This is a genomic window from Mycobacteroides saopaulense (genome assembly GCF_001456355.1).
Classification (GTDB): Bacteria; Actinomycetota; Actinomycetes; order Mycobacteriales; family Mycobacteriaceae; genus Mycobacterium; species Mycobacterium saopaulense.
Window position 1 is genome coordinate 4,562,062 of the sequence record NZ_CP010271.1, and the last position, 21,644, is coordinate 4,583,705.

General features: G+C 64.0%; 21 protein-coding genes. 10 read left to right on the top strand and 11 right to left on the bottom strand.

What is annotated here, in order from left to right; genetic code table 11:
• Nucleotides 1-5 precede the first annotated feature (5 nt).
• On the bottom strand, nucleotides 6-917 hold the full coding sequence (locus MYCSP_RS22560) for a glycoside hydrolase family 6 protein (protein ID WP_322788590.1): 912 nt from the start codon (nucleotides 915-917) through the stop codon (nucleotides 6-8).
• A 101-nt stretch (nucleotides 918-1,018) separates the two neighbouring features.
• Nucleotides 1,019-1,279 carry a hypothetical protein gene (locus tag MYCSP_RS23195; RefSeq protein WP_133054133.1) on the bottom strand — a complete coding sequence of 87 codons (261 nt, stop codon included), beginning with the start codon at nucleotides 1,277-1,279 and terminating at the stop codon, nucleotides 1,019-1,021.
• Between the two features lie 307 nt (nucleotides 1,280-1,586).
• Between MYCSP_RS23195 and MYCSP_RS22570 the strand changes: the two genes are divergently transcribed.
• The 5 genes from MYCSP_RS22570 (at nucleotide 1,587) to MYCSP_RS22590 (ending at nucleotide 6,266) form a co-directional block, all read left to right on the top strand.
• Complete coding sequence (locus MYCSP_RS22570; RefSeq protein ID WP_088415227.1) at nucleotides 1,587-2,615, top strand: fused (3R)-hydroxyacyl-ACP dehydratase subunits HadA/HadB; 1,029 nt, start codon at nucleotides 1,587-1,589, stop codon at nucleotides 2,613-2,615.
• Nucleotides 2,616-2,671: 56 nt separating this feature from the next.
• Nucleotides 2,672-3,454, top strand: a complete 783-nt coding sequence (locus MYCSP_RS22575) for a DUF1906 domain-containing protein (RefSeq protein ID WP_088415229.1) — start codon at nucleotides 2,672-2,674, stop codon at nucleotides 3,452-3,454.
• A 299-nt stretch (nucleotides 3,455-3,753) separates the two neighbouring features.
• On the top strand, nucleotides 3,754-5,256 hold the full coding sequence (locus tag MYCSP_RS22580; protein ID WP_088415231.1) for a PPE domain-containing protein: 1,503 nt from the start codon (nucleotides 3,754-3,756) through the stop codon (nucleotides 5,254-5,256).
• A gap of 116 nt (nucleotides 5,257-5,372) precedes the next feature.
• A complete protein-coding gene (locus MYCSP_RS23380) occupies nucleotides 5,373-5,528 on the top strand; it encodes a hypothetical protein (RefSeq protein WP_070911609.1) in 156 nt (51 codons plus the stop codon).
• Nucleotides 5,529-6,266, top strand: a complete 738-nt coding sequence (locus MYCSP_RS22590) for a DoxX family membrane protein (RefSeq protein WP_162266284.1) — start codon at nucleotides 5,529-5,531, stop codon at nucleotides 6,264-6,266. It begins immediately after the preceding gene.
• Here the strand turns inward: MYCSP_RS22590 and MYCSP_RS22595 are convergent.
• From MYCSP_RS22595 to MYCSP_RS22605, 3 genes are read right to left on the bottom strand one after another with little or no spacing between them, the layout of a single operon-like run.
• On the bottom strand, nucleotides 6,256-6,981 hold the full coding sequence (locus MYCSP_RS22595; RefSeq protein WP_088415233.1) for a TetR/AcrR family transcriptional regulator: 726 nt from the start codon (nucleotides 6,979-6,981) through the stop codon (nucleotides 6,256-6,258). The genes MYCSP_RS22590 and MYCSP_RS22595 overlap by 11 nt on opposite strands.
• A 57-nt stretch (nucleotides 6,982-7,038) precedes the next feature.
• Entirely contained in the window at nucleotides 7,039-7,662 is a 624-nt protein-coding gene (locus MYCSP_RS22600; RefSeq protein ID WP_088415235.1) for a maleylpyruvate isomerase family mycothiol-dependent enzyme, read from the bottom strand.
• Nucleotides 7,663-7,685: 23 nt separating this feature from the next.
• Nucleotides 7,686-8,531: an alkylmercury lyase family protein gene (locus MYCSP_RS22605; RefSeq protein ID WP_088415237.1), complete on the bottom strand. Its 846-nt coding sequence runs from the start codon at nucleotides 8,529-8,531 to the stop codon at nucleotides 7,686-7,688.
• Between the two features lie 171 nt (nucleotides 8,532-8,702).
• On the opposite strand from MYCSP_RS22605, the gene MYCSP_RS22610 reads away from it, so the two are divergent.
• Nucleotides 8,703-9,536, top strand: coding sequence for an SDR family NAD(P)-dependent oxidoreductase (locus MYCSP_RS22610; protein ID WP_088415239.1), 834 nt, complete (start codon nucleotides 8,703-8,705; stop codon nucleotides 9,534-9,536).
• A gap of 19 nt (nucleotides 9,537-9,555) precedes the next feature.
• Here MYCSP_RS22610 and MYCSP_RS22615 read toward each other — a convergent pair whose 3' ends face one another.
• Nucleotides 9,556-10,815, bottom strand: a complete 1,260-nt coding sequence (locus MYCSP_RS22615) for an MFS transporter (protein WP_083017195.1) — start codon at nucleotides 10,813-10,815, stop codon at nucleotides 9,556-9,558.
• Between the two features lie 191 nt (nucleotides 10,816-11,006).
• On the opposite strand from MYCSP_RS22615, the gene MYCSP_RS22620 reads away from it, so the two are divergent.
• The 4 genes from MYCSP_RS22620 to ppc all read left to right on the top strand — a co-directional run bounded on the left by MYCSP_RS22620 (nucleotide 11,007) and on the right by ppc (nucleotide 17,317).
• A complete protein-coding gene (locus MYCSP_RS22620; RefSeq protein ID WP_070911603.1) occupies nucleotides 11,007-12,041 on the top strand; it encodes an amidohydrolase family protein in 1,035 nt (344 codons plus the stop codon).
• A gap of 22 nt (nucleotides 12,042-12,063) precedes the next feature.
• A complete protein-coding gene (locus tag MYCSP_RS22625) occupies nucleotides 12,064-13,518 on the top strand; it encodes a serine hydrolase domain-containing protein (protein WP_162266400.1) in 1,455 nt (484 codons plus the stop codon).
• Nucleotides 13,519-13,647: 129 nt separating this feature from the next.
• The gene (locus MYCSP_RS22630) at nucleotides 13,648-14,460 is read left to right on the top strand and encodes a DUF1906 domain-containing protein (RefSeq protein ID WP_083017199.1); all 813 of its coding nucleotides are present in this window, start codon (nucleotides 13,648-13,650) and stop codon (nucleotides 14,458-14,460) included.
• A 67-nt stretch (nucleotides 14,461-14,527) separates the two neighbouring features.
• Nucleotides 14,528-17,317, top strand: coding sequence for a phosphoenolpyruvate carboxylase (ppc, locus tag MYCSP_RS22635; protein WP_083017200.1), 2,790 nt, complete (start codon nucleotides 14,528-14,530; stop codon nucleotides 17,315-17,317).
• A 14-nt stretch (nucleotides 17,318-17,331) separates the two neighbouring features.
• Here the strand turns inward: ppc and abc-f are convergent, their stop codons facing one another.
• The 5 genes from abc-f to MYCSP_RS22660 all read right to left on the bottom strand — a co-directional run bounded on the left by abc-f (nucleotide 17,332) and on the right by MYCSP_RS22660 (nucleotide 21,627).
• A complete protein-coding gene (gene abc-f, locus MYCSP_RS22640) occupies nucleotides 17,332-18,996 on the bottom strand; it encodes a ribosomal protection-like ABC-F family protein (RefSeq protein WP_088415243.1) in 1,665 nt (554 codons plus the stop codon).
• A gap of 41 nt (nucleotides 18,997-19,037) precedes the next feature.
• Nucleotides 19,038-19,424: a DUF2237 family protein gene (locus MYCSP_RS22645; protein ID WP_083017204.1), complete on the bottom strand. Its 387-nt coding sequence runs from the start codon at nucleotides 19,422-19,424 to the stop codon at nucleotides 19,038-19,040.
• A 265-nt stretch (nucleotides 19,425-19,689) separates the two neighbouring features.
• The gene (locus MYCSP_RS22650) at nucleotides 19,690-20,145 is read right to left on the bottom strand and encodes an SdpI family protein (RefSeq protein ID WP_088415245.1); all 456 of its coding nucleotides are present in this window, start codon (nucleotides 20,143-20,145) and stop codon (nucleotides 19,690-19,692) included.
• Nucleotides 20,130-21,101 (bottom strand): sporulation-delaying protein SdpB family protein, encoded by a 972-nt coding sequence (locus tag MYCSP_RS22655; RefSeq protein WP_088415247.1) that lies wholly within the window; start codon nucleotides 21,099-21,101, stop codon nucleotides 20,130-20,132. Before MYCSP_RS22655 ends, MYCSP_RS22650 begins: the two co-directional genes overlap by 16 nt.
• Entirely contained in the window at nucleotides 21,079-21,627 is a 549-nt protein-coding gene (locus MYCSP_RS22660) for an SdpA family antimicrobial peptide system protein (protein WP_157886208.1), read from the bottom strand. The genes MYCSP_RS22655 and MYCSP_RS22660 overlap by 23 nt, the downstream gene beginning before the upstream one ends.
• Nucleotides 21,628-21,644 lie beyond the last annotated feature (17 nt).

The following is a 21,644-nucleotide window of genomic DNA, read 5'->3' on the forward strand; positions in this document are numbered from 1 at the left end:
CGGCGCTACCTGGCGGCGTTACGCGCCAAGTCGATCGCGAACTGGTTCACAAAAGTCCCCGCCCGAGGATCGCCGCGGTCGCACGAACCGTCGGACTCGCCGGGACGCTTGACCCACAGGTAGGCGTCAACATTCGGGCTCGCGGTGGCTGTGGTGGGCGGCGTACCCAACGCCCGGCCGCTGGGATTGCACCAGTACAGCGCATCGCTGGTCGGTCCGGCCCCGTTGCGCGAGGTATCGATCACATAGTGGGCACCGTTGGTCATCCCCGAAATCGCGTCCCCATAGCCGATCTCCTCGTCGGTGGTGAAGAAGTTCGCGGTGTTGAGGCTGAAGCCTCGCGCCTTGCTCACGCCGACATCGTTGAGCCTGGCCGCCATGACGTCGGCGCTCACCCAACGCGAATGGCCGCCGTCGATGTAGAGCGCCGTGGCCGGGTTGCGGGTGAGTGTGTCGACCGCGTAGCGCATCAACTCGAAGCGTTCCTGCCGTTGGCCGGCCGACAGGCAGTCGGCCATCGCCAATGCGTCGGGCTCGAGGATGATCACAGCCGGTCCGGAACCCACCGCGGACGCGACGCCGTCGATCCATCCTCGGTAGGCGTCGCCCGACCCGAACCCGCCGGCGGCGAAGCTGCCGCAGTCGCGATGCGGAATGGCATAGAGGGCCAGTACCGGGGTGGCACCGGAAGCCTGGGCCGCACTGATGTACTTCGCGTCCACGCTCGGCGTCGACACGTTGTCCATCCAGTACGCCTGCGGCGTGTTGGCGATGGCGGTCAGCTCGGGGCTGCCCGCGCCCTGCGCCGCGCGCATGGCGGCCGAGTTCGGGTTCACATAGAACCCTTGACCGTCCAGGGGATTGTCCGCCCTGGCCACCGGTCCGACGAACATACCCAGGCATGTCACGGCCACCAGAGAAGCGATCCATCGCGCGACAGCACCAGCAGCTGAGGAAATCACCTCAGGAAAATAGCCGCCGCACGTCCCTGATCGCCACTCAGCCGGATCTGACCGGACTATCTATCCATTGTGTGCGGAGGGTTGTCGACCTCCTGCTGGTCCTCACAAGCGCCCAACTCGTTGACGAGCACACAACTGCTTCCGCCGTTCTGCTGTTGGGGCGGGTCCTGCTCGCAATCGCCAAACTCGTTGACCTTTTCACAACTCATATGGGTTTTGGACATCGCGTTCACATCGGGAACATTGACGTGATGGGCACCTGTTGTGATCACTCCAACAAATGCCACCGCGGCGAAAACTCGAATGCCGACAGCCATAGTGCCCTCCCTTCTTCCTACGGGCACAGCCACTGACCACGACTTCTCGGCAGCGGCGAGCGGTGGAGTCCGGGCTGAGCACCCAGGGTATTCCCGCTCTTCAGATGCTTGAAGGCGCACTTTCGAGTTTACGACTCGGCGCGTGCGCGAAATGCGCGTCAGCCATATTCGCAGGAACAAATTCCATGCCCGATATCCGGCCAGCCGGCCCCCACCGGGTCGATCAGGGTCCGTGCTCACGATGTCGGCGCGCTAGTGTGCTTGCGTCGGCCTCAGCGAACAGGTCGGTAGAAGAGTTGAGTAATCCATGACTGCACCCGCAGAAGCGTCGGCGCTGGAAGCGCGCGTCGGCCACTACTACAAGATGGACGGCCCCTACCTGGTTGGCCGGGAGAAGCTACGCGAGTACGCACGCTCGGTGCAGGATTACCACCCCGCACATTGGGACGTCGAGGCCGCAGCGGCGCTGGGCTACTCGGGTTTGGTCGCCCCGCTGACGTTCACCTCGACCCCAGCCATGGCGTGCAACCGCCGCATGTTCGAGTCCGTGGTCGTCGGGTACGACACCTACCTACAGACCGAAGAGGTCTTCGAACAGCACCGTCCGATCGTGGCCGGCGACGAACTGCATATCGACGTGGAGCTGACGGCGGTGCGCCGGGTTGCCGGTAGAGACCTGATCACCGTCACCAATACCTTCACGGACGCGGCCGGTGAACGGGTACACACCCTGCACACCACCGTTGTCGGCGTCACCGCCGACGAGATCAGCCCGGGAACGATGGCGGCGGTGCAGAAGGCGATGATGCACGATGTCGACTTCTCTGGAATCGGTGCTTGCGAGGATTCCTACGTGAAGACGGTGCGGCCCGAGAACGAGGTTCCGCTCGCCGACGACACCGCGCGCACACCGGGAACGCCCTCGTTCGACGAGGTTCAGGCCGGGGATGAGCTACCGGTACATCACACCCGCCTGTCCCGCGGCGATCTGGTGAACTACGCCGGTGTGGCAGGCGACGCCAACCCCATCCACTGGGATGAGAACATCGCCAAGCTGGCTGGACTGCCGGACGTGATCGCGCACGGAATGCTCACCATGGGATTGGGCGCAGGGTTCTTCTCCGAGTGGTCGGGTGACCCGGGTGCCGTTACCCGCTACGCGGTCCGACTGTCCGCGCCGGCGATCGTGCCGGCCTCCGAGGGCGCGGATATCGAGTTCGGCGGCAAGATCAAGTCGCTGGATCCGGAGACCCGGACCGGTGTCATCGTCGTCACCGCGAAGTCCAGTGGCAAGAAGATCTTCGGCCTCGCGACGATGAACGTGCGTTTCAGCTGACCTGGCGCCTGCTCATTGTCGAATGCAGCTGCGGCACAGATTGTTACCATCGCTAGGTGCACGAATCAGCCGCGCCCGCACGACACCTGTCGCGGCGTGATGCACTCCGGTACGCCGTAGCGGTGCCGATCGCAGCGAGCCTTCCGTTGGTCCTGGCTCCGCGCGCATCGGCGGACGGCCTGCGGCTCATCGACTTCACCGAACGACTGGTCTCCCCCGACCAGATCAAGGCGGCGGGCTATGCCGGAGCGCTCGTCTACGTATCCGAGCTGCGGCCGGGCGCAACCTTTGACTTCAAGCCCACCACTTTGGAGTTCACCGACGGACTCCGCGCCGCGGGACTGCACGTCGTCAGCTGCTATCAGTACGGCAAGCCGGGTTGGCCCACCCCGTCCGATTTCACCCGCGGCTACGAGGGCGGCGTGGCCGATGCCCAGACCGCCTTGCGGCTGCACGGAGCAGCCGGCGGGCCGTCGTCCGCGCCCATCTTTTTCAGTGTCGACGAGGACATCGATCAAAAAACCTGGAAAAATCTTGCCGTCCAATGGTTTCGGGGCATCAACTCGGTGCTGGGCGTTCGACGCACCGGGATCTACGGGCACGCGCGCGCCTGCGGCTGGGCCATTGCCGATGATGTGATCGGGCCCTCCACCACGGCCGGGTACCGGTGGGCATGGCAGACAAGGGCATGGTCCGGGGGCGCACGCGAGCCCGCCGCAGTGCTCTATCAGACCGCGGTCAATACGGAGTCGAACCCCGGACCCCTCATCGGCGATGTGCACGTAGATGTCGACGATGTTCTCGCGGCCGACTTCGGGCAATGGGATTTGAGCCGATAATCCCCTTTGTGACAGCGGCTTTCACGCGCTGTCGGCTATCGACTAGCGCGAATCGCGTTTGTGCACAGCGCAACCAGTTTTGCCGTCGCGCAACCGTCCTGGGTCAGCGGATCACGGGGACCTCACCATGGGGCGCGAGGTTACGCTAACCTATCTTAGGCTGGCCTAATTTAACAGGGCCGGCGGGCACTGGAGAGGAGACGCCAGGCAACCCGAGCGGGCCCTGGAACCGGTCAGATGATGCGTTGCGAAATTGATTCCCCCACAGTCGGTCCGATGGGCGACACGGGCATCACGTCATGACGGCGCCGGTATGGATGGCAGCGCCTCCCGAAGTGCATTCGGCCTTGCTCAGCAGCGGCCCCGGTCCCGGGCCACTGCTTGCCGCAGCAGACGCCTGGCGCTCGCTGAGCGCCGAGTATTCTTCGGCCGCAACCGAACTCACCACCACTCTCGGCTCCGTTCAAGCCGGCACATGGAATGGGGCCAGCTCCGAGCAGTACCAGGCGGCGCACGTGCCCTACCTCAGTTGGCTGCAGCAGACCAGCACCGCCAGCGCTGGAGTGGCCGCCCAGACCGAAACCGCGGCCACCGCCTACAGCCAGGCGCTTGCGACCATGCCCACCCTGGCCGAGCTCGCCGCGAATCATGCGGCGCACGGCGCATTGGTCGCCACTAACTTCTTTGGTATCAACACCATTCCGATCGCGCTCAACGAGGCCGACTACATCCGAATGTGGGTACAGGCCGCTACGGTGATGAGCACCTACCAGACAGTCTCCGAGGTCTCGCTGACCTCGGCACCGCCGACGTCACCGGCACCGACGGTACTCTCACCGGAAAGCGACTCCGTCGCACGCGCCGCGGCCGAGGATTCGACCAAACCGCCACCCATCATCCCCGATCCGAACGATCCCATCGAGATGTTGCTGGCGAACTCCCAGCACTTCCTCGGCATGTACCGGGCACTCAAGGGACTGATCACCGACCCGGTCGGCACCATCATCCAGATCATCATCGACTTCTCCACCAACCCGGCGGCTGCGCTGGTCACGTGGCAGCCACTGTTCTTCGTATTCGCCTATGCGGCAACATTCGCCGTGATGGGCACGCCGATCTATGCCGCGATCATGGGTCCGGCCGCGGGTATATCGATCCCCCTTGCCATCACCCTGGCCGGGCTCTCGCAGATGCCAGAAGCCCCGCCCGTCGACCAGCCCGCGGACGTAGTCCCTACACGTACCGAGCAGCCGCACGCGGTAGCGCTGACCGGCAGCCCGGCAACCGCAGCCAGCACCGCCGCGCCGTCGCCGACCCCTACATCCACGGCAACACCAAGTTCCGCACCGGCGTCCACGCCACCACCCGCGGGAGCGGAAGGCGCCGGGTACGCAGTTCGTGGGGATGGCCCCGGATTCGGATTCGGACCGACCATGGGCCAGAGCACCGGTGCCACCGCCCATGCGCCGAGCAGCGCCGTGTCCGCCGCCGCTGCGCTGGCCTGCAATCCCGGAATGGCCAAGAAGCGCAGACAACGTCGCAGGAACCTCGAAGATCGCGGATACCGCCACGAGTACGCCACCATGGACGACAACATCTCCACCGGCCCCGAGGATCCGGCACCGGTGACCGCGTCGCACTCGGGTTCCGGAAGGCTTGGTTTTGCCGGTGTCCACAAACCATCGATAGCCACCGACGCCGCCGGTCTGACCACTCTCGCGGCTGACTCCCCCGAAATCCGAACCAGCCCGATGCTGCCGGGAACGTGGGACACGACGGACGGCGACGACCAGAAGCACTGACCTCTACCGAACTGTCCGGTCACTGTCTGGATGTTTCGGAGCTGCGCGGGCGGGTACTTCACCAAGGCGCGAGCCGAGGTGGCCGCCCACGAGTCCTGAATAAGGAGAGCAGCGTCATGATCATTCTGGGTGTTCTGCTGGCAGTTCTGGGATATGTCTTGGCAATTCCGGTTCTACAGACGGTAGGGATCGTGCTCGTGGTGGCCGGAGCCGTCTTATGGATCTTGGGGGCGGTAGGCAGGCCGGTCGCGGGCCGCAAGGTGTGGTTCTAGATGTTGGTGCGCCACATCGCCCGTCCGATGCTTGGGTCCATTTTCATCGTCGCGGGCGCCGATGGTCTCAGCCATCCGGAAGCGTCCGCACGTGCCGCCGAGCCGCTGGTTCAAAGCCTGGTGGAAAGCGCGCCGGAATCGGCCGGCCGCTATCTACCGCGCGACCCGCAGACCTACGTCAGGATCCATGGAGCTCTTCAGCTCGCCGCCGGGCTGGCCTTGGCCAGCGGCAGGTTCCCCCGAGTATCGGCCTGGGTACTTGCGAGCACCCTGGTACCGGCGACGCTGATCGATCAAGCATTTTGGCGTCAGCCTGACCCAGACCTGAAGCTGCAGCAGAAGACTCATTTCTGGAAGAACATCTCGATCTTGGGCGGGCTGATCATCGCCGGCATCGACACCGAGGGACGACCAGGCTTGTCGTGGCGCACGCGCAAAGCGGCCGGTGATGCGGTGGCCGCGATCAGCTCCGCGCTTCCCGGCGTGGAACCGGCGTCGCATTCTCTCCAGGCCAAAGCGGCAGAGCTGGGTGAAGTAGCGCGCGAGAAAGTTCCGGAGGTCGCCGAGTACGCCCGCGAACGAGGCGCCCAGCTCGCCGATACCGCTCAACGGCGCGGCAGCCAGCTAGCGGAGATCGCCTCACGGCGAGGAGGGGAGCTGGCAGAGCGGATCTCAGAGCGCGGTGCCGACGTGGCGAGCGCGGCCGAGTCCAGCCGTCGGCGATGGTTCACTCGGTGAAACCCATGCCGTACATGACGGTATCGATGTGATCGGCATAGAGCGCATCACTGTCCGCGACCAGCTCACCAAGACTTCCGAAGATCTCGCCCGCGAGGTATCCGGTAATTGACGTCCACGCGAAGATCCCGATCCCGATAATCGCCGGGTCGATCGGCAAGGGCGTGTCCTCGCCGAACATCTCCACAAGCAAGGGTCCCGGTGCCGACGGCCGAAACCTGGTCCGTTGCGGTGCCGCCGCTCCGCTGTCCACCGCACTGAGGTAGGCATCCATAAAGGACGCAATCACTTTCATCGCCGCTGAGCCGGTTTCGGAGGGCTGCGCGCGATAGCCGGGTATGGGGGTTCCGCTCAGTAGTGCGAAATCACCGGGGTGCGCGAGGGCCCAGCGCCGGGCCGCGACGAATGCCGCCCGGACCCGGCCCGCCGAATCATCCGTGGCCGCGGTCCTTTGCCCGGCACTCATGGCCTCGGCGAGAGCGACGTTGACGTCGACGCACAGCGCCGTGATCAACGCCGCCTGGGTCTCGAAGTAGCGAAACAGCGCAGCGGGCGCCATGCCCATCTCCCGCGCGATCCCCCGCAACGACAACGCTCCGGTGCCGCCGTCGGCCAGTTGTCTTCTTGCCAGCGACTTGATTTCGTCCGTGGTCTGCGCGCGCTGCCGCGCCCGCCGTGTCGCGGGCACATCCGCAGCATTCGTCCGGGTCGACACATCACATCCTCGGTTGAAAAGCGTCCGGGTGAAACCGTCAGTCTATGAACAGCTCGCTCACCGGTGGCCGAGCCTGCCGCGCAACGCGGCCACGCCGTCGCCGCGGAGATCCGCCAACGCACTCGGGCGACCGCCGATGGCCATGACGATCGCCTCGCCGGGGCCTCGAACCTCTGGCCCGCTGCCGTGGGTCCAGTCCACGTCGGTGGCCGCCCAGCGCAGCCCCCGCATTTTCCGCTTCGAGTCAACGAACGGGTCCGGGTTCTCCAACACGGTGCGCAGCGCCCCCTCGGGCACCGTGCGCGAACGGTTCAGCGGACGCCGGATGTCCTGGTGATGGATGAGCAGGTCGGCAAGGACCAGCTTCGGCTGGACTTTCGCCGAGTAACTCTTCTCGATGGTGGCCTCGAAGGCGGCGAGCAGTGCGTCCGACGACCATTCTCGCGCCCTGTCCAGATACAGCTGATTCAACTTATCTGCCGAACCACGCACGCGAACAACCTCGTAAAGGTATGTGGGCAGGGGTGTTCCGTCATACAGCACGTGCGCCACCACATCGCGCACCCGCCATCCCGCACACAGCGACGGCGCCTCCCACTCCTGCGGCGTCAGTTGACGCAGCAGCGCGGCCAGATCACGCTTCTCCTGCTGCACCATCGCGTACACGCCTGCCCGTGACATCGATACCTCCCTGGTTGGATCACTCAACGAAACCTCACCCGGATGAAGGTGCCCAAGCCGTTGCGCCTCCAGCTGGAAAGCATCTTCGGCGTCGGCAGCCAAAAGGGTTCCGGAACACGCAATCCCAGCCGCGTGGTGCGGGTAAGCCCCATCTTGCGCATGTGCCGCGCCATCGCCAGCACCGGCAGACTGGGCTGATAGTCGTAGTCGTGGCGCCCCTCTGCGATGGAACCCGTGATCAGGCAGGCCATCTCCTCGGGTGCGCGGGTGATTCCCTTGATCTGCGGGCGCTCTGACTTCCAGTGGTCCGCAGCATCCTCGGATGCGAAGAAACTGTTGTAGTCGCACCAACCGACCACCCGATGCGGCATCTCACTCACCGGAAACCCCAGGTGCACCCGAAGCGTGACCGGCGAATAGTCCACCAGGAATCCATCGCGTCCGACGAGGCGAACCGGCTCTTTGGTCTGTCGACACACCGAATCCACGACCACCTCCGCGCCGGGGAACTGCCCCGATATCGCGCACGCCTCGACGGCGCATTCGGCATACCACTTCTGCTGGCCCCCAACGGTAATCGGATAATGGTTCTTGAATGTCGCAAAGGGGCGTGCGTACACCAGCTCACCGAGCGACGGCTGCGGCTCGGTGAGCATCTCGTCTTGGAACGTCTGGCAGTCCGCGTGCTCCTCGTCCTGGCGCGCCACGCAGATCGCGCCCTCGAGGTCGCGCAGGAGGGACGCCAGTTCCTCGTCTGACATCGCGAACTCCGCCAGCAGCTCGGCGATCGTCGGCGCCGTTCCTCGGCTCAAGACTTCGGCCATGACGCGCTGCCGGATCGCTCGTGCCTGTTCACGCAATGCCGCCATACGGGCCTCCGTCGTCATTAGTGATCACTGTTCACTATTAGAACACTGCACACATTAGCGACGCATGGCCGCGGTGACAACCCAGTCGGGCCCGGCCTTAGGCGATCCGATAATATGACCGTGTGGTCATATCCGTACCGAGTTGGCCCACCGCAAGCGGAGAGGGATCCCGTGTCTATTCGTCGTACCGTCCAGGAGCTCGCCCAGCGCCGCACGTTGCTTCCCGCCAGAATCGACTCCCTCCTGTCCGGCCCGGGCCGTGATGTCAGTCAGCTGACGGTGGTGGTCACCGGCGCGTCGGCGGGAATCGGGCGCGAAGCGGTCACACAGTTGCGCGCCCGGGGAGCACGCGTTATCGGCGTGGCCCGACGAGCGGAGGAACTTCGAACACTCGCCGCGGAAACCGGATGTGATTGGCGCACATGCGATCTGGCCAGCGAGGCCGCGATCGCACAGTTACTGCAGAATCTCACCGACCAGCACGTGGATGTGCTGATCAACAATGCCGGGCATTCCATTCGTCGTCGCATAGAGGATGCATCCGACCGGCTGCACGACTACCAGCGGACCATGGCTCTGAACTACTTCGCGGCCGTGCAACTGACCCTGGGCCTGTTGCCCGGCATGATCGAGCGCGGACACGGCCAGTTCGTCAATATCTGTACCTGGGCATTGTACGCCAACACCTTTCCGCGATTTTCGGCTTACGCGGCCTCCAAGAGCGCATTGGCCATCTTCGGGCGCAGTCTCAACGCCGAGCGGCCGCACCCGGACGTGCACGCAACCAACGTGTACTTCCCTCTGGTGCGTACCGAAATGATCGCACCCACAGCCGAATACGACGGCGCCGCCGCACTCTCGGCACAGGAGGCCGGCCGCTGGATCATGCACGCGGTGACCCATCAGCCGGTAGAGGTCAACGCCGCCGTGTTACGCGCCTTGCTGCCGACCATCGATCTGTTGTCCCCGACGGCGGCGGACAGCACCATCGCATCGATCACCTAGGCGCGCGATCGGCAGACCGCTACCGCACGGACTTGATCGGCAGTACCGCCAGCGCGCCGAGAACCGACAGGGCCATCGACGCCAGATACAGGACGCTGAAGTCGCCCTTGGCGCTGTGCAATCCAAACAGCGCGGTCGCCAGCAGGGGCACCAGTAGCTGCGGCATCAGGTACGCCATCGCCACCACACCCAGGTCTTTACCCGAGGACTCCGTTTCGGGCAGCACCTCCGTCATCAGCGCCAGATCGACTGCGGCGTAGGCGCCCTGCCCTGCTCCGATCACAGCGGCGCCGAGCAACAGCGCATGAAAATCCTTGAACAACAGCAGGATCACCAACCCCGCCGCGGTGATCAGGCACGAAGTCCAGACGATGCTCTTGCGCCGACCGGTACGGTCCGACCACCATGCCGATACCGCCGCGGTGAGCATGTTGGTGATCAAGAACGAGCCGATGATGACGCCGTATTTGGCGGCCGCCTCATGCTCGGACAAGCCCAGCGTGCCCGCGACGATGTACAGCATGTAGACCGTCACCAACAGCACCGACATCGTGACGAAGAGACGACAGATCCACGCCCAGGCAAAATCCTGGTACTTCATCGGGTTTATCCAGTAGCTGGCCAGGATCGCACGCCACCGCAGGTGTGCACGCTGGGTCCGGACCGTATCGCGCAGGATGAGTGCGGCGGCACTGTTGAACACCAACGCCAGCACTGCCGGCAAACCGAACCACCATCGGGGGTCGTTGGGCAGCACGTTGATGAAGACGCTGCCGATCACGGGCGCCAGGCTGGTCGAGATGCCGAATACCGCCGCGACACGCGCCCTGATTGCCACCGATATTTGGTCCGCCAGCAGCGCGTTGAACACCACAAGCGTGGCCGCAAAGCCGATCTGGGTGATGCACCAGCCGACGACCACGCCGCCGACCGACGGGGCCGTGGCCAAGGTGGTCAGGCCCAGCGCGCCCACCAGCGTGCCGCCCACGAGATATGGCCTGCGGATACCGAACCTCGAGGTCGACGTGTCGCTGAGATGCCCCAGCGGAGGCGTCACCAGGATGATCGCGATCCCCCCGAGCGCCATCGTCAACGACAACGCCTGCGTCTTGTGGGCCGGGTCGAGCTCGGCGAGCCGGAGCGGGATGCTCACCCCGCCCGCGGCGAGCAGCGCCACCGCGGAGGCGAAGTAGGCCAGCAAGAAGACCGGCAGGAAAGCGCGCGGCTGCACGACCCGGACGTCCGCCTCAAGGCGCGTAGCAGGCGTTTCCGTAGCCATATGGTCCTCTCGAAGATCCTCCGACAAACCACTGTAAGCGGTTGCGCGCAAACCCCGCTTGGGACGGAGATCACCCTGCGGTTACGCAACAGCCCTCGGCAAGCATGCGGGTGCACAATCACTGCTGCACCGTGAAACAGCCTGGCCCGCGTTGCAGGCGCAGGCATACCCGACAACCGAGGCGAATTCTCATGGCACGTATCGACACCCATCACCACTGCATTCCGCCCCTATACCGCACGCTGTTGCAGAAGGCGGGCATCGAGGAGGCCGGTGGACGGGCCCTACCCGATTGGAGTCCGGAGACATCCCTGGAAACCATGGATGCCCTGAATGTGTCCACAGCGATCCTGTCGGTGTCCACACCGGGCACCACCTTTTTGTCTTCGGCCGCCGACGCCGCGGCGCTGGCACGGGACCTCAACGACTACACGTCGGGAGTTGTCGCGGACCAGCCGAACCGATTCGGCTTCTTCGCGACGGTCCCGATGCCGCACGTCCACGAGGCCGTCGCGGAAACCGTTCGTGCACTGGATGTCTTGCACGCCGACGGCGTGGTGCTGCTGGCCAACAACGACGGGATCTACCTTGGCCAGGACGGGCAAGACGACCTGTTCGCCGCTCTGGACGCGCGGTCGGCCGTCGTGTTCATCCACCCCGCCGATCTGCCCGGCGCCGTTGTGCCCGGGGTGCTGCCCTTTGCCGCGGATTTCCTTCTGGACACGACCCGTGCGGCATACCTCTTGGTCCGCAACGGAATCCGCCGTAAGTATCCGAACATCAAGTTCATCCTCAGCCACGCGGGGGGCTTTGTGCCCTACGCCAGCCACCGCATGGCGGTGGCCATCACCTCCGATACGGGTGCCAGCCCCACCGACAATCTGGATGACTTCGCAAGCTTCTACTTCGACACGGCACTGTCTTCCAGCCCCGCCGCGCTGCCGTCGCTGCTGGCCTTCGCCAAGCCAGGCCACATCACCTTCGGATCGGACTGGCCATTTGCGCCGCTGCCGGCCTCGCAGTTGTTCGCCGCCGGCCTGGAGAACTTTCCGTTGGAGCAGGCGGCCCGGACCGCGGTCGACCGGGGCAACGCGCTGGCGCTGTTCCCCCGGTTGGGCACCGCACCCGCCGCACCGGCGCGGTCACTGTCCGGGCATGTCCGGTACGCCGCACGCCGCACGGTGATGCGCGGTATCGCACGCTTGATGGCCTCGCAACAGACATGACCGTACTGTCGGTCGGGTGAAGCTGTCCGGATGGCGCGTCGCCCGGGCCTTGGTCGTCGGAACAGCCGTCTTCAGCGTGTCGGTGCCTTCTTGTGGGCATTCAGCGCATCAGATCGCCGCGCCGAGTGTGGTTCCCGAAGGTCTCTTCGCGCCCGTCACCCGCCTGGTCAACGATGCCGTCGCGGCACCGCGGCTGCCCGGTGCCGTGGTTCACATCGGGCACGGCGGCAAGACCGTCTTCCGGCAAGCTTTCGGTTGGCGCAAGCTCCCCGATGAGCCGGGGCTGGACGGGTCGCCCGCACCCGCCGAGCCGATGACCGCGGACACGATCTTCGATGTGGCGTCGCTGACCAAACCCCTTGCGACCAGCGTGGCCCTTCTCCAGCTGTACGAAAAGAACCTGGTTCAGATCGACGAGCCCGTGCAGACATACCTGCCGGATTACAACCCCACCGACGACCCGCGACGCGCCCAGGTAACACTTCGCATGCTGCTCACCCACACCTCGGGCATCGGCGGCGACCTGAGCCATCAGGGCCCTTGGGGACTGGCCAAGGCGGACAAGGCAGATGGCATCCAGCGCGCACTCACCGTTCCGTTGACATTCGACCCCGGCACGAGATTCCACTACTCCGATATCAACTTCATCATTCTGGGCGCGCTGATCGAGAAGATCACCGGGACGACCTTGGATGTCTACGTGCAGGACAACGTCTTTGCCCCATTGGGCATGGCCGATACTCGCTATCTGCCCGCGGACAAGGCCTGCGGCGCACACCGAATCACCGGTACGGCAATCGCTTTCGACAAGACGACTGTTGCGCCGTGCCCGGCGGGCGCCTGGAACACCGATCTGCTGACGCGCATCGCACCGACGGCTCACGACGACGACACTCCGGGCATCAACCCCCACTACGACCGGCTGCTGCGCGGTACCGTGCACGACCCGACCGCGCGCCGGATGGGCGGTGTGACCGGCAGCGCGGGCGTGTTCTCGACGATCGACGACATCGGCCGGTACGCGCAGGCGCTTCTCGATCGGCTTGCCGGACGCCCGAGCCCGTTCCCTTTGAAGAGATCCACCCTTGAATTGATGACGGCTCCGCAGCAGCCGGGCCATTCCGCCACACAGCTCGAGGCTGCCAACAACGCCACTCGCCAGGCCATCGAAAACAGCCCCAACCCAACAGATCCCCTGCTCGCACCGGCCTATCCGGCGATATCGGGGCAGAGCCTGCGCGGCCTCGGCTGGGATATCGACACCGAGCTGTCCAAGCCGCGCGGCATGCTCTTTCCCATCGGCAGCTTCGGCCACTCCGGCTTCACTGGAGTCTCGCTGTGGATGGACCCGGGGTCGGACACCTATGTGATCGTCCTGGCGAACGTCATCCACCAGCGCGGCGGTCCGCCCATCGTGGGGCTGAGCGGCGATATCGCCACAACGGCAGCTCGCGTCCTGCATCTCTACAGCAATTAGCCGCGGCTCCGCATTCGAAAACTACTGAGCGCGTGCAGATCACGAGATCCTGCGCATTGATGCCAGAGCGTTATGAAAGTGGCGCCATCGTCACAGCTTTAACAGCAGTCACTTTGTTAACATCGCGAAATGCACGACTCGTCGGGGAATGAAAGACTTCGGCGCTCCTCACGTCCGGTCACCCGGCGTGATGCGCTGCGCTACGCCACCGCGGTATCGGCACTGGCTGGGCTGGGTGTGGCGTCGGCCACTGCCGGCATGCCGACGGCCGAGGCCGCAGCTCCCACCTTGATCGACTTCGCCATGCGCCAGATCCCGGCGGCGGACATCAAAGCCGCCGGACACTCGGGAGTGATCAACTACGTCTCGACCTCACGTCCCGGTTCGTCCATGGGCGCCAAACCGATCACCCGGCCCTACGCCCAGGCGCTCACCGCGGCCGGGCTGGTGATCGTCAGCAACTTTCAATACGGAAAGCCCGGCGGGACAGCGCCTTCGGACTTCACCCGCGGATTCGCCGGTGGCGTCGAGGACGCACGCACGGCTTGGCAGCTGCACACCGCTGCCGGTGGCGGCCAGAGCGCACCGGTCTTCTTCTCGGTGGACGACGACATCAACCGCGACACTTGGAACGACGTTGCGCTGCAGTGGTTCAAGGGCATCAATTCGGTACTGGGAGTGCAGCGCACCGGCATCTACGGCGGCATCAATCCGTGCCAGTGGGCGGCGGCCGACGGCGTGATCGGCAACTCACGCTCGCCCGGTCACGTGTGGGCCTGGCAGACCCGGTCTTGGTCTCGCGGCCAGGTCTTCCCCGGCGCGGTTCTCTACCAACGCATCGTAAGCACCGCATCCAATCCGGGGCCCGTCGTCGGCGGCCTCGAAGTCGACGTCAGCGACGCGCTGGCCCAGGACATCGGCCAGTGGAACTTCCATCCATGAGGTTGTAGACAACTCTCCGGCTGAAGCTCGTCGTGCGGATAGTTGCCTCGCCACGGATACTCGGGGTATGGCTGAGGCTTCGGATCTTGCACCGATCGGCGCGGTTACCCGAACACAGGTGGGCCGGGAGGCCACCGAGCCGATGCGTGAGGACATCCGGCTGTTGGGAACAATCCTGGGACTCACGGTGCGCGAGCAGTCCGGCGACGAGGTATTCGACCTCGTCGAACGGGCCAGGGTGGAATCGTTTCGGGTGCGCCGATCGGAGATCGATCGCGCCGAACTCGCAGAACTCTTCAACGGCATCGACATCCACCAAGCCATCCCGGTCATCCGAGCCTTTACGCATTTCGCCCTGTTGGCCAATGTGGCCGAAGACATCCATCGGGAGCGACGGCGCGCCGTTCATGTCAACGCGGGCGCCGCACCGCAAGACAGCACTCTTGCCGCCACGTATCTCAAACTCGATGCCGCGCGGCTTGATTCCGCGTCCGTGGCCGATGCCCTGACCGGCGCCCTGGTATCGCCGGTGATCACTGCCCACCCGACCGAGACCCGTCGCCGCACCGTTTTCGACACACAACACCGAATCACCGAATTGATGCGGCTACGGCTACACGGGCTCTCGCGCACCGAGACGGGCCGCGACATCGACAATGAACTGCGGCGTCACATTCTCACACTGTGGCAGACCGCACTAATCCGCCTGTCCCGATTGAAAATTCAAGACGAGATCGCGGTGGGATTGCGGTACTACCGTGCCGCGTTCTTCGAGGTGATACCCAGCATCAACGCCGAGGTTCGCGCGGCGCTACGTCGCCGATGGCCCGACGCCCCACTACTCACCGAGCCGATCCTGCGGCCCGGCTCGTGGATCGGTGGAGACCGGGACGGAAATCCGAATGTCACCGCCGAGGTGGTGCATCTTGCGACAGACAGCGCCGCCAGCACGGCCATTTCGTACTACTTCGAACAACTGGTGGCTCTCGAGCAGGAACTGTCCCTGTCCGCCCGTTTGGTCAGCGTCTCCCCCGAGTTGACCGCGCTGGCCGAGCAAGGCGGCGAAACTGCTCGCGCCGACGAGCCCTACCGTCGCGCTGTACGGGTAATTCACGCGCGTCTTACCGCGACCGCGACACAGATCCTTGACGATCTGCCGGAGCACGGTCTGGATCTGGGGCTGAGCCCCTATGTCTCGCCCCAGGAACTGCTTGCCGACCTTGACGTTGTCAACGCCTCGTTGCGTACGCACGGCAGTTCGGTATTGGCCGATGATCGCCTCAGTGCTTTCCGGGAAGCTGTGCATGTCTTCGGATTTCATCTCAGCGGCTTGGATATGCGGCAGAACTCGGAGATCCACGAGGAAGTCGTGTCCGAGTTATTGGCCTGGGCCGGTGTGCATGCCGACTACCGCTCGCTGCCGGAACCCGAGCGTGTCGAGATACTGGTCGCCGAGCTACGTACACGCCGTCCGCTGGTCAGTGCGGGCGCCGAGCTTTCCGAACTGGCCCGCAAGGAACTCGACATCGTCACCGCTGCCGCGCGGGCTGTCGCAACCTACGGTCCCGGGGCGGTGCCCAACTACATCATCTCGATGTGTCAATCGGTCTCGGACATGCTGGAAGCGGCGATTCTGCTGAAAGAGGCCGGCCTGTTGGACGCTTCGCGCCCGCGGCCGTTCTGCCCGGTGGGAATCGTTCCGCTGTTCGAAACCATCGACGATCTACGCCACGGTTCGGACATTCTCGAAGCCGCGCTGAAACTCCCGCTGTATCGCGCGCTGGTGTCCTCTCGCGGTGAGAGCCAAGAGGTCATGCTCGGATACTCCGACTCCAACAAGGATGGCGGCTACCTGGCTGCCAACTGGGCGCTCTACCGTGCCGAGCTGGACCTGGTGGAATCTGCGCGCAAGACCGGGATTCGACTACGGCTCTTCCATGGCCGCGGCGGCACCGTGGGCCGCGGCGGCGGGCCAAGCTACGACGCCATCCTGGCGCAGCCACCGGGCGCGGTATCGGGCTCGCTTCGGATCACCGAACAGGGCGAGGTGATCGCGGCCAAGTACGCCGAGCCGCGCACGGCGCATCGCAACCTGGAGACCCTGCTGGCCGCCACCTTGGAGTCGACGCTGCTCGATGTCGAAGGTTTGGGCGAGATAGCCGCTGCCGCATACGAAGTACTCGATGATCTGGCCGAGCGGGCGCAGCGCGCCTATCGCGATCTGGTGCACGAAACACCAGGCTTTGTCGAGTATTTCAAGGCCTCCACACCCGTCAGCGAGATCGGGGCGCTCAACATCGGCAGCCGGCCCACCTCACGCAAACCCACGACGTCCATCGCCGACCTGCGCGCCATCCCCTGGGTGCTGGCATGGAGTCAATCTCGGGTGATGCTGCCGGGCTGGTATGGCACGGGAACGGCTTTCGAGCAGTGGATCTCCGACGGCGACGGCCGGCTCGAGGTACTGCAGCGGCTCTACGTTCAGTGGCCGTTCTTCCGGACGGTGCTGTCCAACATGGCCCAGGTACTGGCCAAGTCGGATATGGGGCTGGCCGCACGGTATGCCGAGCTCGTCGAGGACAAGGACTTGCGGCATCGAGTGTTCGACAAGATCGTCGCCGAACACGACAGAACCATCGCCATGCATCAACTGATCACCGGTCATGAGGACCTGCTCGCCGACAACCCGGCACTGGCGCGATCGGTGTTCAATCGATTCCCCTACCTGGAGCCACTCAACCACCTACAGGTCGAGCTGCTGCGGCGGTACCGCTCCGGCGATCAAGCCGAGCTGGTTCAGCGCGGCATACTGCTCACGATGAGCGGGCTGGCCACCGCACTGCGCAACAGCGGATAGCACCGGCCAGCCGTTTAAAGCTCGGCCACGCGGCCGTTCTCGACCACCCAGGAGCGATCCAACCGAACGTTCTGCAGCATCCGTCGATCGTGCGTCACCAGGAGCAGCGCACCGTCGTAGGTCTCGAGCGCCTGCTCAAGCTGCTCGATGGCAGCGAGATCCAGATGGTTTGTCGGCTCGTCGAGAACCAGCACATTGGTCCCACACGCCTGCAGCAGGGCAAGGCCGGCACGGGTTCGCTCGCCGGGAGAGAGTTCGTCAACGGCGCGTTCCACATGGTCGGCACGCAGGCCGAACTTGGCCAGCAGGGTGCGCACATCGGCGGTCGACCAGGACGGGACGCGCTGCTCGAAACGATCGACGAGACGCTCGGAGCCGGCGAAATCGGCACGCGCCTGGTCGATTTCACCGATGGCGACGTTGGCACCCAGGCTCGCGCGCCCCTCGTCGGGCTGCTGACGACCCAACAGCAGTCTCAACAGTGTCGATTTTCCCGCTCCGTTCGGGCCGGTGATGCCGATCCGCTCACCGGCGTCGACCTGAAGCGACACCGGACCCAGCACAAAATCACCTTGCCGCACAACGGCATTGTCCAGTGTCGCCACGACCGCACTCGACCGTGGCGCGGCGCCGATGGTGAACTCGAGCACCCATTCCTTGCGCGGTTCGACCACTTCCTCAAGACGGGCGATCCGGCTCTCCATCTGACGCACCTTCTGCGCCTGCTTCTCGCTGGACTCCGATGCCGCGCGGCGCCGGATCTTGTCGTTATCGGGAGCCTTACGCATCGCGTTGCGGACGCCCTGGCTCGACCATTCGCGTTGGGTGCGTGCACGTGCCACCAGGTCGGCCTTCTTCTCCGCGAACTCGTCGTACTGTTCGCGCCGGTGCCGTCGAGCGATCTCTCGTTCTTCCAGATAGCTCTCGTACCCGCCGCCGAAGACGGTGGTGGTGTTCTGAGCCAAGTCCAGCTCGAGGATGTGAGTGGCGCTGCGCGCGAGGAACTCTCGATCGTGGCTCACCAACACCACACCGCCCCGAAGGTCCCGGACGAAGTCCTCCAGCCGGGCCAGTCCGTCGAGATCGAGGTCATTGGTGGGCTCGTCGAGCAGAACGATGTCGAATCGCGACAGCATCAGCGCCGCCAAACCCACCCGCGCCGCCTGCCCTCCCGACAAGGCGGTCATCATGGTCGATTCCGGCAGCACCGCATCCGAATCGAGTCCGAGGTCCGCCAGGGCGGCCGGCAGCCGCTCGTCGAGATCCGCAGCACCCGAGGCAAGCCAGTGATCCAGCGCCGCGGCGTAGGCGTCGGCCGGATCGCCGTGTGCAGGATCTTGATCCGGGTCCGACAAGGCCGCCGCAGCGGTTTCCATGGCCTGCGTCGCGGCGGTGCATCCCGTACGACGCGCGATGTAGGCGGCGACCGTCTCCCCGGCGATCCGTTCATGCTCCTGCGGAAGCCACCCGACGAACGCATCCGCGGGGGCGACGCTGACCACACCGCCGAGCGGCTCCAGATCTCCTGCCAAGATGCGCAGCAGCGTGCTCTTACCGGCACCATTGGCGCCCACCACGCCGACCACATCACCCGGCGCCACGGTCAGATCGAGTGACTCGAAAAGGGTGCGATGGGCGAATCCGCCGGCCACATTCTTCGCGACAAGCGTTGCAGTCATGGATCTATCGTCGCATTAGCGCGCCACAAGTCTTCCCGTCACTACAGGTCTCGTGGATCGTCGGGCACATCGACGGCGTACTGCCGCAGCACGTCCAGCGCGACTACGTCGAGGGTTCGTTCGTGTGTGGCCGCCAGCACCACCGGAGCGGCATGTCCGTCGTGATGGGCCCGCAGCCAATTCGCCGCCGTGACGCACCAGCGGTCGCCGGGGACCAGACCGGGGAACTGATAGCGCGGCGACGGCGTGGACAAATCGTTGCCGATAGACTGTTGATGCTCCAGAAATCCCGCGGTCACCACCGCACAGATCGTGTGCAGGCCGCGGTCTTCGTCCCCCGTCGAACAGCAGCCGTCGCGGTAGAAGCCGGTGAGCGGTTCGGTACCGCACGGTTCCAACGGGCCGCCGAGCACGTTGCGATCAGCCATATGACCAGTATCGGTCCTCATAGCCGGGGCGCGACACCCAAGCCACTTCCTGCCCGGCGCCAACTCCTACGGCACTAACGCAGGCGACGCTCTTCTTCCGCTTCGAGACGCCGGCGCTTGTCGATCTCCGCTTCAAATGCGCAGCACCCTGACCTGACATTTGAAGTACCGACTGGTCACCACGAGTGTTAACACCCAGCCCACTTGAAGGCCGGGCACCGTTCGTCAGGGTCCGGCTAGTGGCCACGGGAGCGGTGCCACACGATCAGATGACAGGTTGGGTATCTACAACAATGTGTCTGGCGACATCGGTGGCCGCCGCATTAGCCTGGTAGTATGCCGCGCCCAGCGCCCCGAGAAGTGCCAGCGGTGCGATGACCGCTATCGCAATATGGACCATCGGTGACCAGCGGCGCACGTATGCCACAGCAAGAATGACAACTCCGATCGCCAGCGTAGCTCCACCCGCGAACAGAGCCCAGGTAAATCCGGTCGATTGGGCGGCATTCCAAGCATCTACACTGGCAAATGTATCCGCATTCCTAAAACCAAAGTAGCGGTTCGGCATCAGTTTGTTGTCAAGTGCCAACTGATACCCGCGGGCGGCAAGAACTACATATATCACGGATACCAGGGCATATGTGATCAGTATGAATTTGCATATCGATCGGCCGATATCGATCGCGCCTGAGCTATTCGAGTTGTCTAATGCATGCCCCATGAAGCCAACCTTCTTCCTCGATTCCAATCAGAACGAATAGGTTCTTTATCCGGACTTACATTGCGTAGCGCAGCCCTATCAGGATTAGCAGATAGCACAGAGACTCCGACCATCACCGCCGAGAAGCTAAACAACCCAAGTGAAAAGAAGATCGCGACGTGAAGAACTATGGCTGCATACATTGTCATAGCTCTGATTCGCGGAGTTGCCAGAATCCCCACCGCCATGACCAACTCCAGAACGATAGCCCCCCACGTGATGGCAACCACCCCGAAAGGAAGGGCTGAGACTTTTAGAGTAAGGTTACTCAGGATTCCTGCCGAGCCGAACATCTTGTCACGCGCAAAATAATAGAATGCCGTTCCATTAGCCCAGTCCTCGACACCCATCTTCGATATAGCACTATGCGCGTATATAAAGAACAGCTGTATGCGACCTACCCACGAGATCACATACCCAATGGCACGGTACTCCACGCGCATACGATTTGAGGGATGCCGCCAGTGCGAAGTTCTACTGTCGATCAAACACAATGGGGTTATTAAAAGGACGAATATCAAGGCTATGGCGTCACCGCCGTCGGGAAGTGTTATTGATGTAGATATGGACAGGGTAGCCCAAAGGTGAGGTAGCGCGAGAAGACGGGGCCGGTACCCGATAACCACTAAAATCAATACTGCGCCCAACAAAATGGTTCGCCCAGCTATACCGACGCCGAATAGCGGCATACAGTACAGTGAGGCGTATCCGAGGAAGCACCGCGGTCCTCCGACTCCGCCGACTGGATGGAAGAGCGCCGATAGGGGCGTGAGCCAGATCTCGCTCAATGTCGCAGCCGCTAATGTCGAGCGGCCGATCGCGAACCAGAGATTTCGGTGATCGAATCGAACTATTCTGCTAATGAATGAATATTGGTGCGCGTAAGATTTCACCTTAGGTTCCGTTGCACTGGACATTGGCGCGGGCGAACTTGAAGACGGCGTATCGATCTGAAATGAGGTCGCGATATGCCCACTTGGTGATGTGTTCGACGGTAAAGATGACGTCGCCGCAGATAGTGGGGATTGGGCTTTCGTTCTTTACTTGGGGCACGTCGATCGGGGTGGTTGATGTCAGACAACGCTCTCTCATCCGGGATTCGCAGTCTCGCCAGCCCTGGGTGAGCTGGCGGTCAAGGGCTGCGAGCTCTGGGCCTTGTGCCCGCTGCCGGCGGCTGACACCGTAGAGGTTGCTGCTTCGTGTCTGCGGGGTGATGAGCAGGCTGTGCATGCTGCCGTCAGGTAGTACCTGGTAGGCATCGGTCTGTTCAGACTGGGGGGCGCGTGTGAAGAAGCCGAATCCTTGGCTTGCCACCACGTTGAAGAACAGCTTCAACTGCACGGCATCTGATCGTCCCATCATCGCGTTTGACGGCAAGGTGGTCAGAAGTGCCGTTCCGAAGAACGCCGACAGCGCCACCGAGGTGGAGACAAATACAGCCATCACACGCCGCCTGCGCC

Bases quoted from the DNA above. Each gene is read 5' to 3' on its own strand.
- MYCSP_RS22630 (WP_083017199.1), top strand. From the start codon at position 13,648: ATGCACGACTCGTCGGGGAATGAAAGACTTCGGCGCTCCTCACGTCCG.
- MYCSP_RS22605 (WP_088415237.1), bottom strand. From the start codon at position 8,531: ATGGCGGCATTGCGTGAACAGGCACGAGCGATCCGGCAGCGCGTCATG.
- MYCSP_RS22615 (WP_083017195.1), bottom strand. From the start codon at position 10,815: ATGGCTACGGAAACGCCTGCTACGCGCCTTGAGGCGGACGTCCGGGTC.
- MYCSP_RS22590 (WP_162266284.1), top strand. From the start codon at position 5,529: ATGTTGGTGCGCCACATCGCCCGTCCGATGCTTGGGTCCATTTTCATC.
- MYCSP_RS22650 (WP_088415245.1), bottom strand. From the start codon at position 20,145: ATGGGGCATGCATTAGACAACTCGAATAGCTCAGGCGCGATCGATATC.
- ppc (WP_083017200.1), top strand. From the start codon at position 14,528: ATGGCTGAGGCTTCGGATCTTGCACCGATCGGCGCGGTTACCCGAACA.
- MYCSP_RS23195 (WP_133054133.1), bottom strand. From the start codon at position 1,279: ATGGCTGTCGGCATTCGAGTTTTCGCCGCGGTGGCATTTGTTGGAGTG.
- MYCSP_RS22620 (WP_070911603.1), top strand. From the start codon at position 11,007: ATGGCACGTATCGACACCCATCACCACTGCATTCCGCCCCTATACCGC.
- MYCSP_RS22645 (WP_083017204.1), bottom strand. From the start codon at position 19,424: ATGGCTGATCGCAACGTGCTCGGCGGCCCGTTGGAACCGTGCGGTACC.
- MYCSP_RS22580 (WP_088415231.1), top strand. From the start codon at position 3,754: ATGACGGCGCCGGTATGGATGGCAGCGCCTCCCGAAGTGCATTCGGCC.
- MYCSP_RS22570 (WP_088415227.1), top strand. From the start codon at position 1,587: ATGACTGCACCCGCAGAAGCGTCGGCGCTGGAAGCGCGCGTCGGCCAC.
- MYCSP_RS22660 (WP_157886208.1), bottom strand. From the start codon at position 21,627: ATGGCTGTATTTGTCTCCACCTCGGTGGCGCTGTCGGCGTTCTTCGGA.
- MYCSP_RS23380 (WP_070911609.1), top strand. From the start codon at position 5,373: ATGATCATTCTGGGTGTTCTGCTGGCAGTTCTGGGATATGTCTTGGCA.
- MYCSP_RS22600 (WP_088415235.1), bottom strand. From the start codon at position 7,662: ATGTCACGGGCAGGCGTGTACGCGATGGTGCAGCAGGAGAAGCGTGAT.
- MYCSP_RS22655 (WP_088415247.1), bottom strand. From the start codon at position 21,101: ATGTCCAGTGCAACGGAACCTAAGGTGAAATCTTACGCGCACCAATAT.
- abc-f (WP_088415243.1), bottom strand. From the start codon at position 18,996: ATGACTGCAACGCTTGTCGCGAAGAATGTGGCCGGCGGATTCGCCCAT.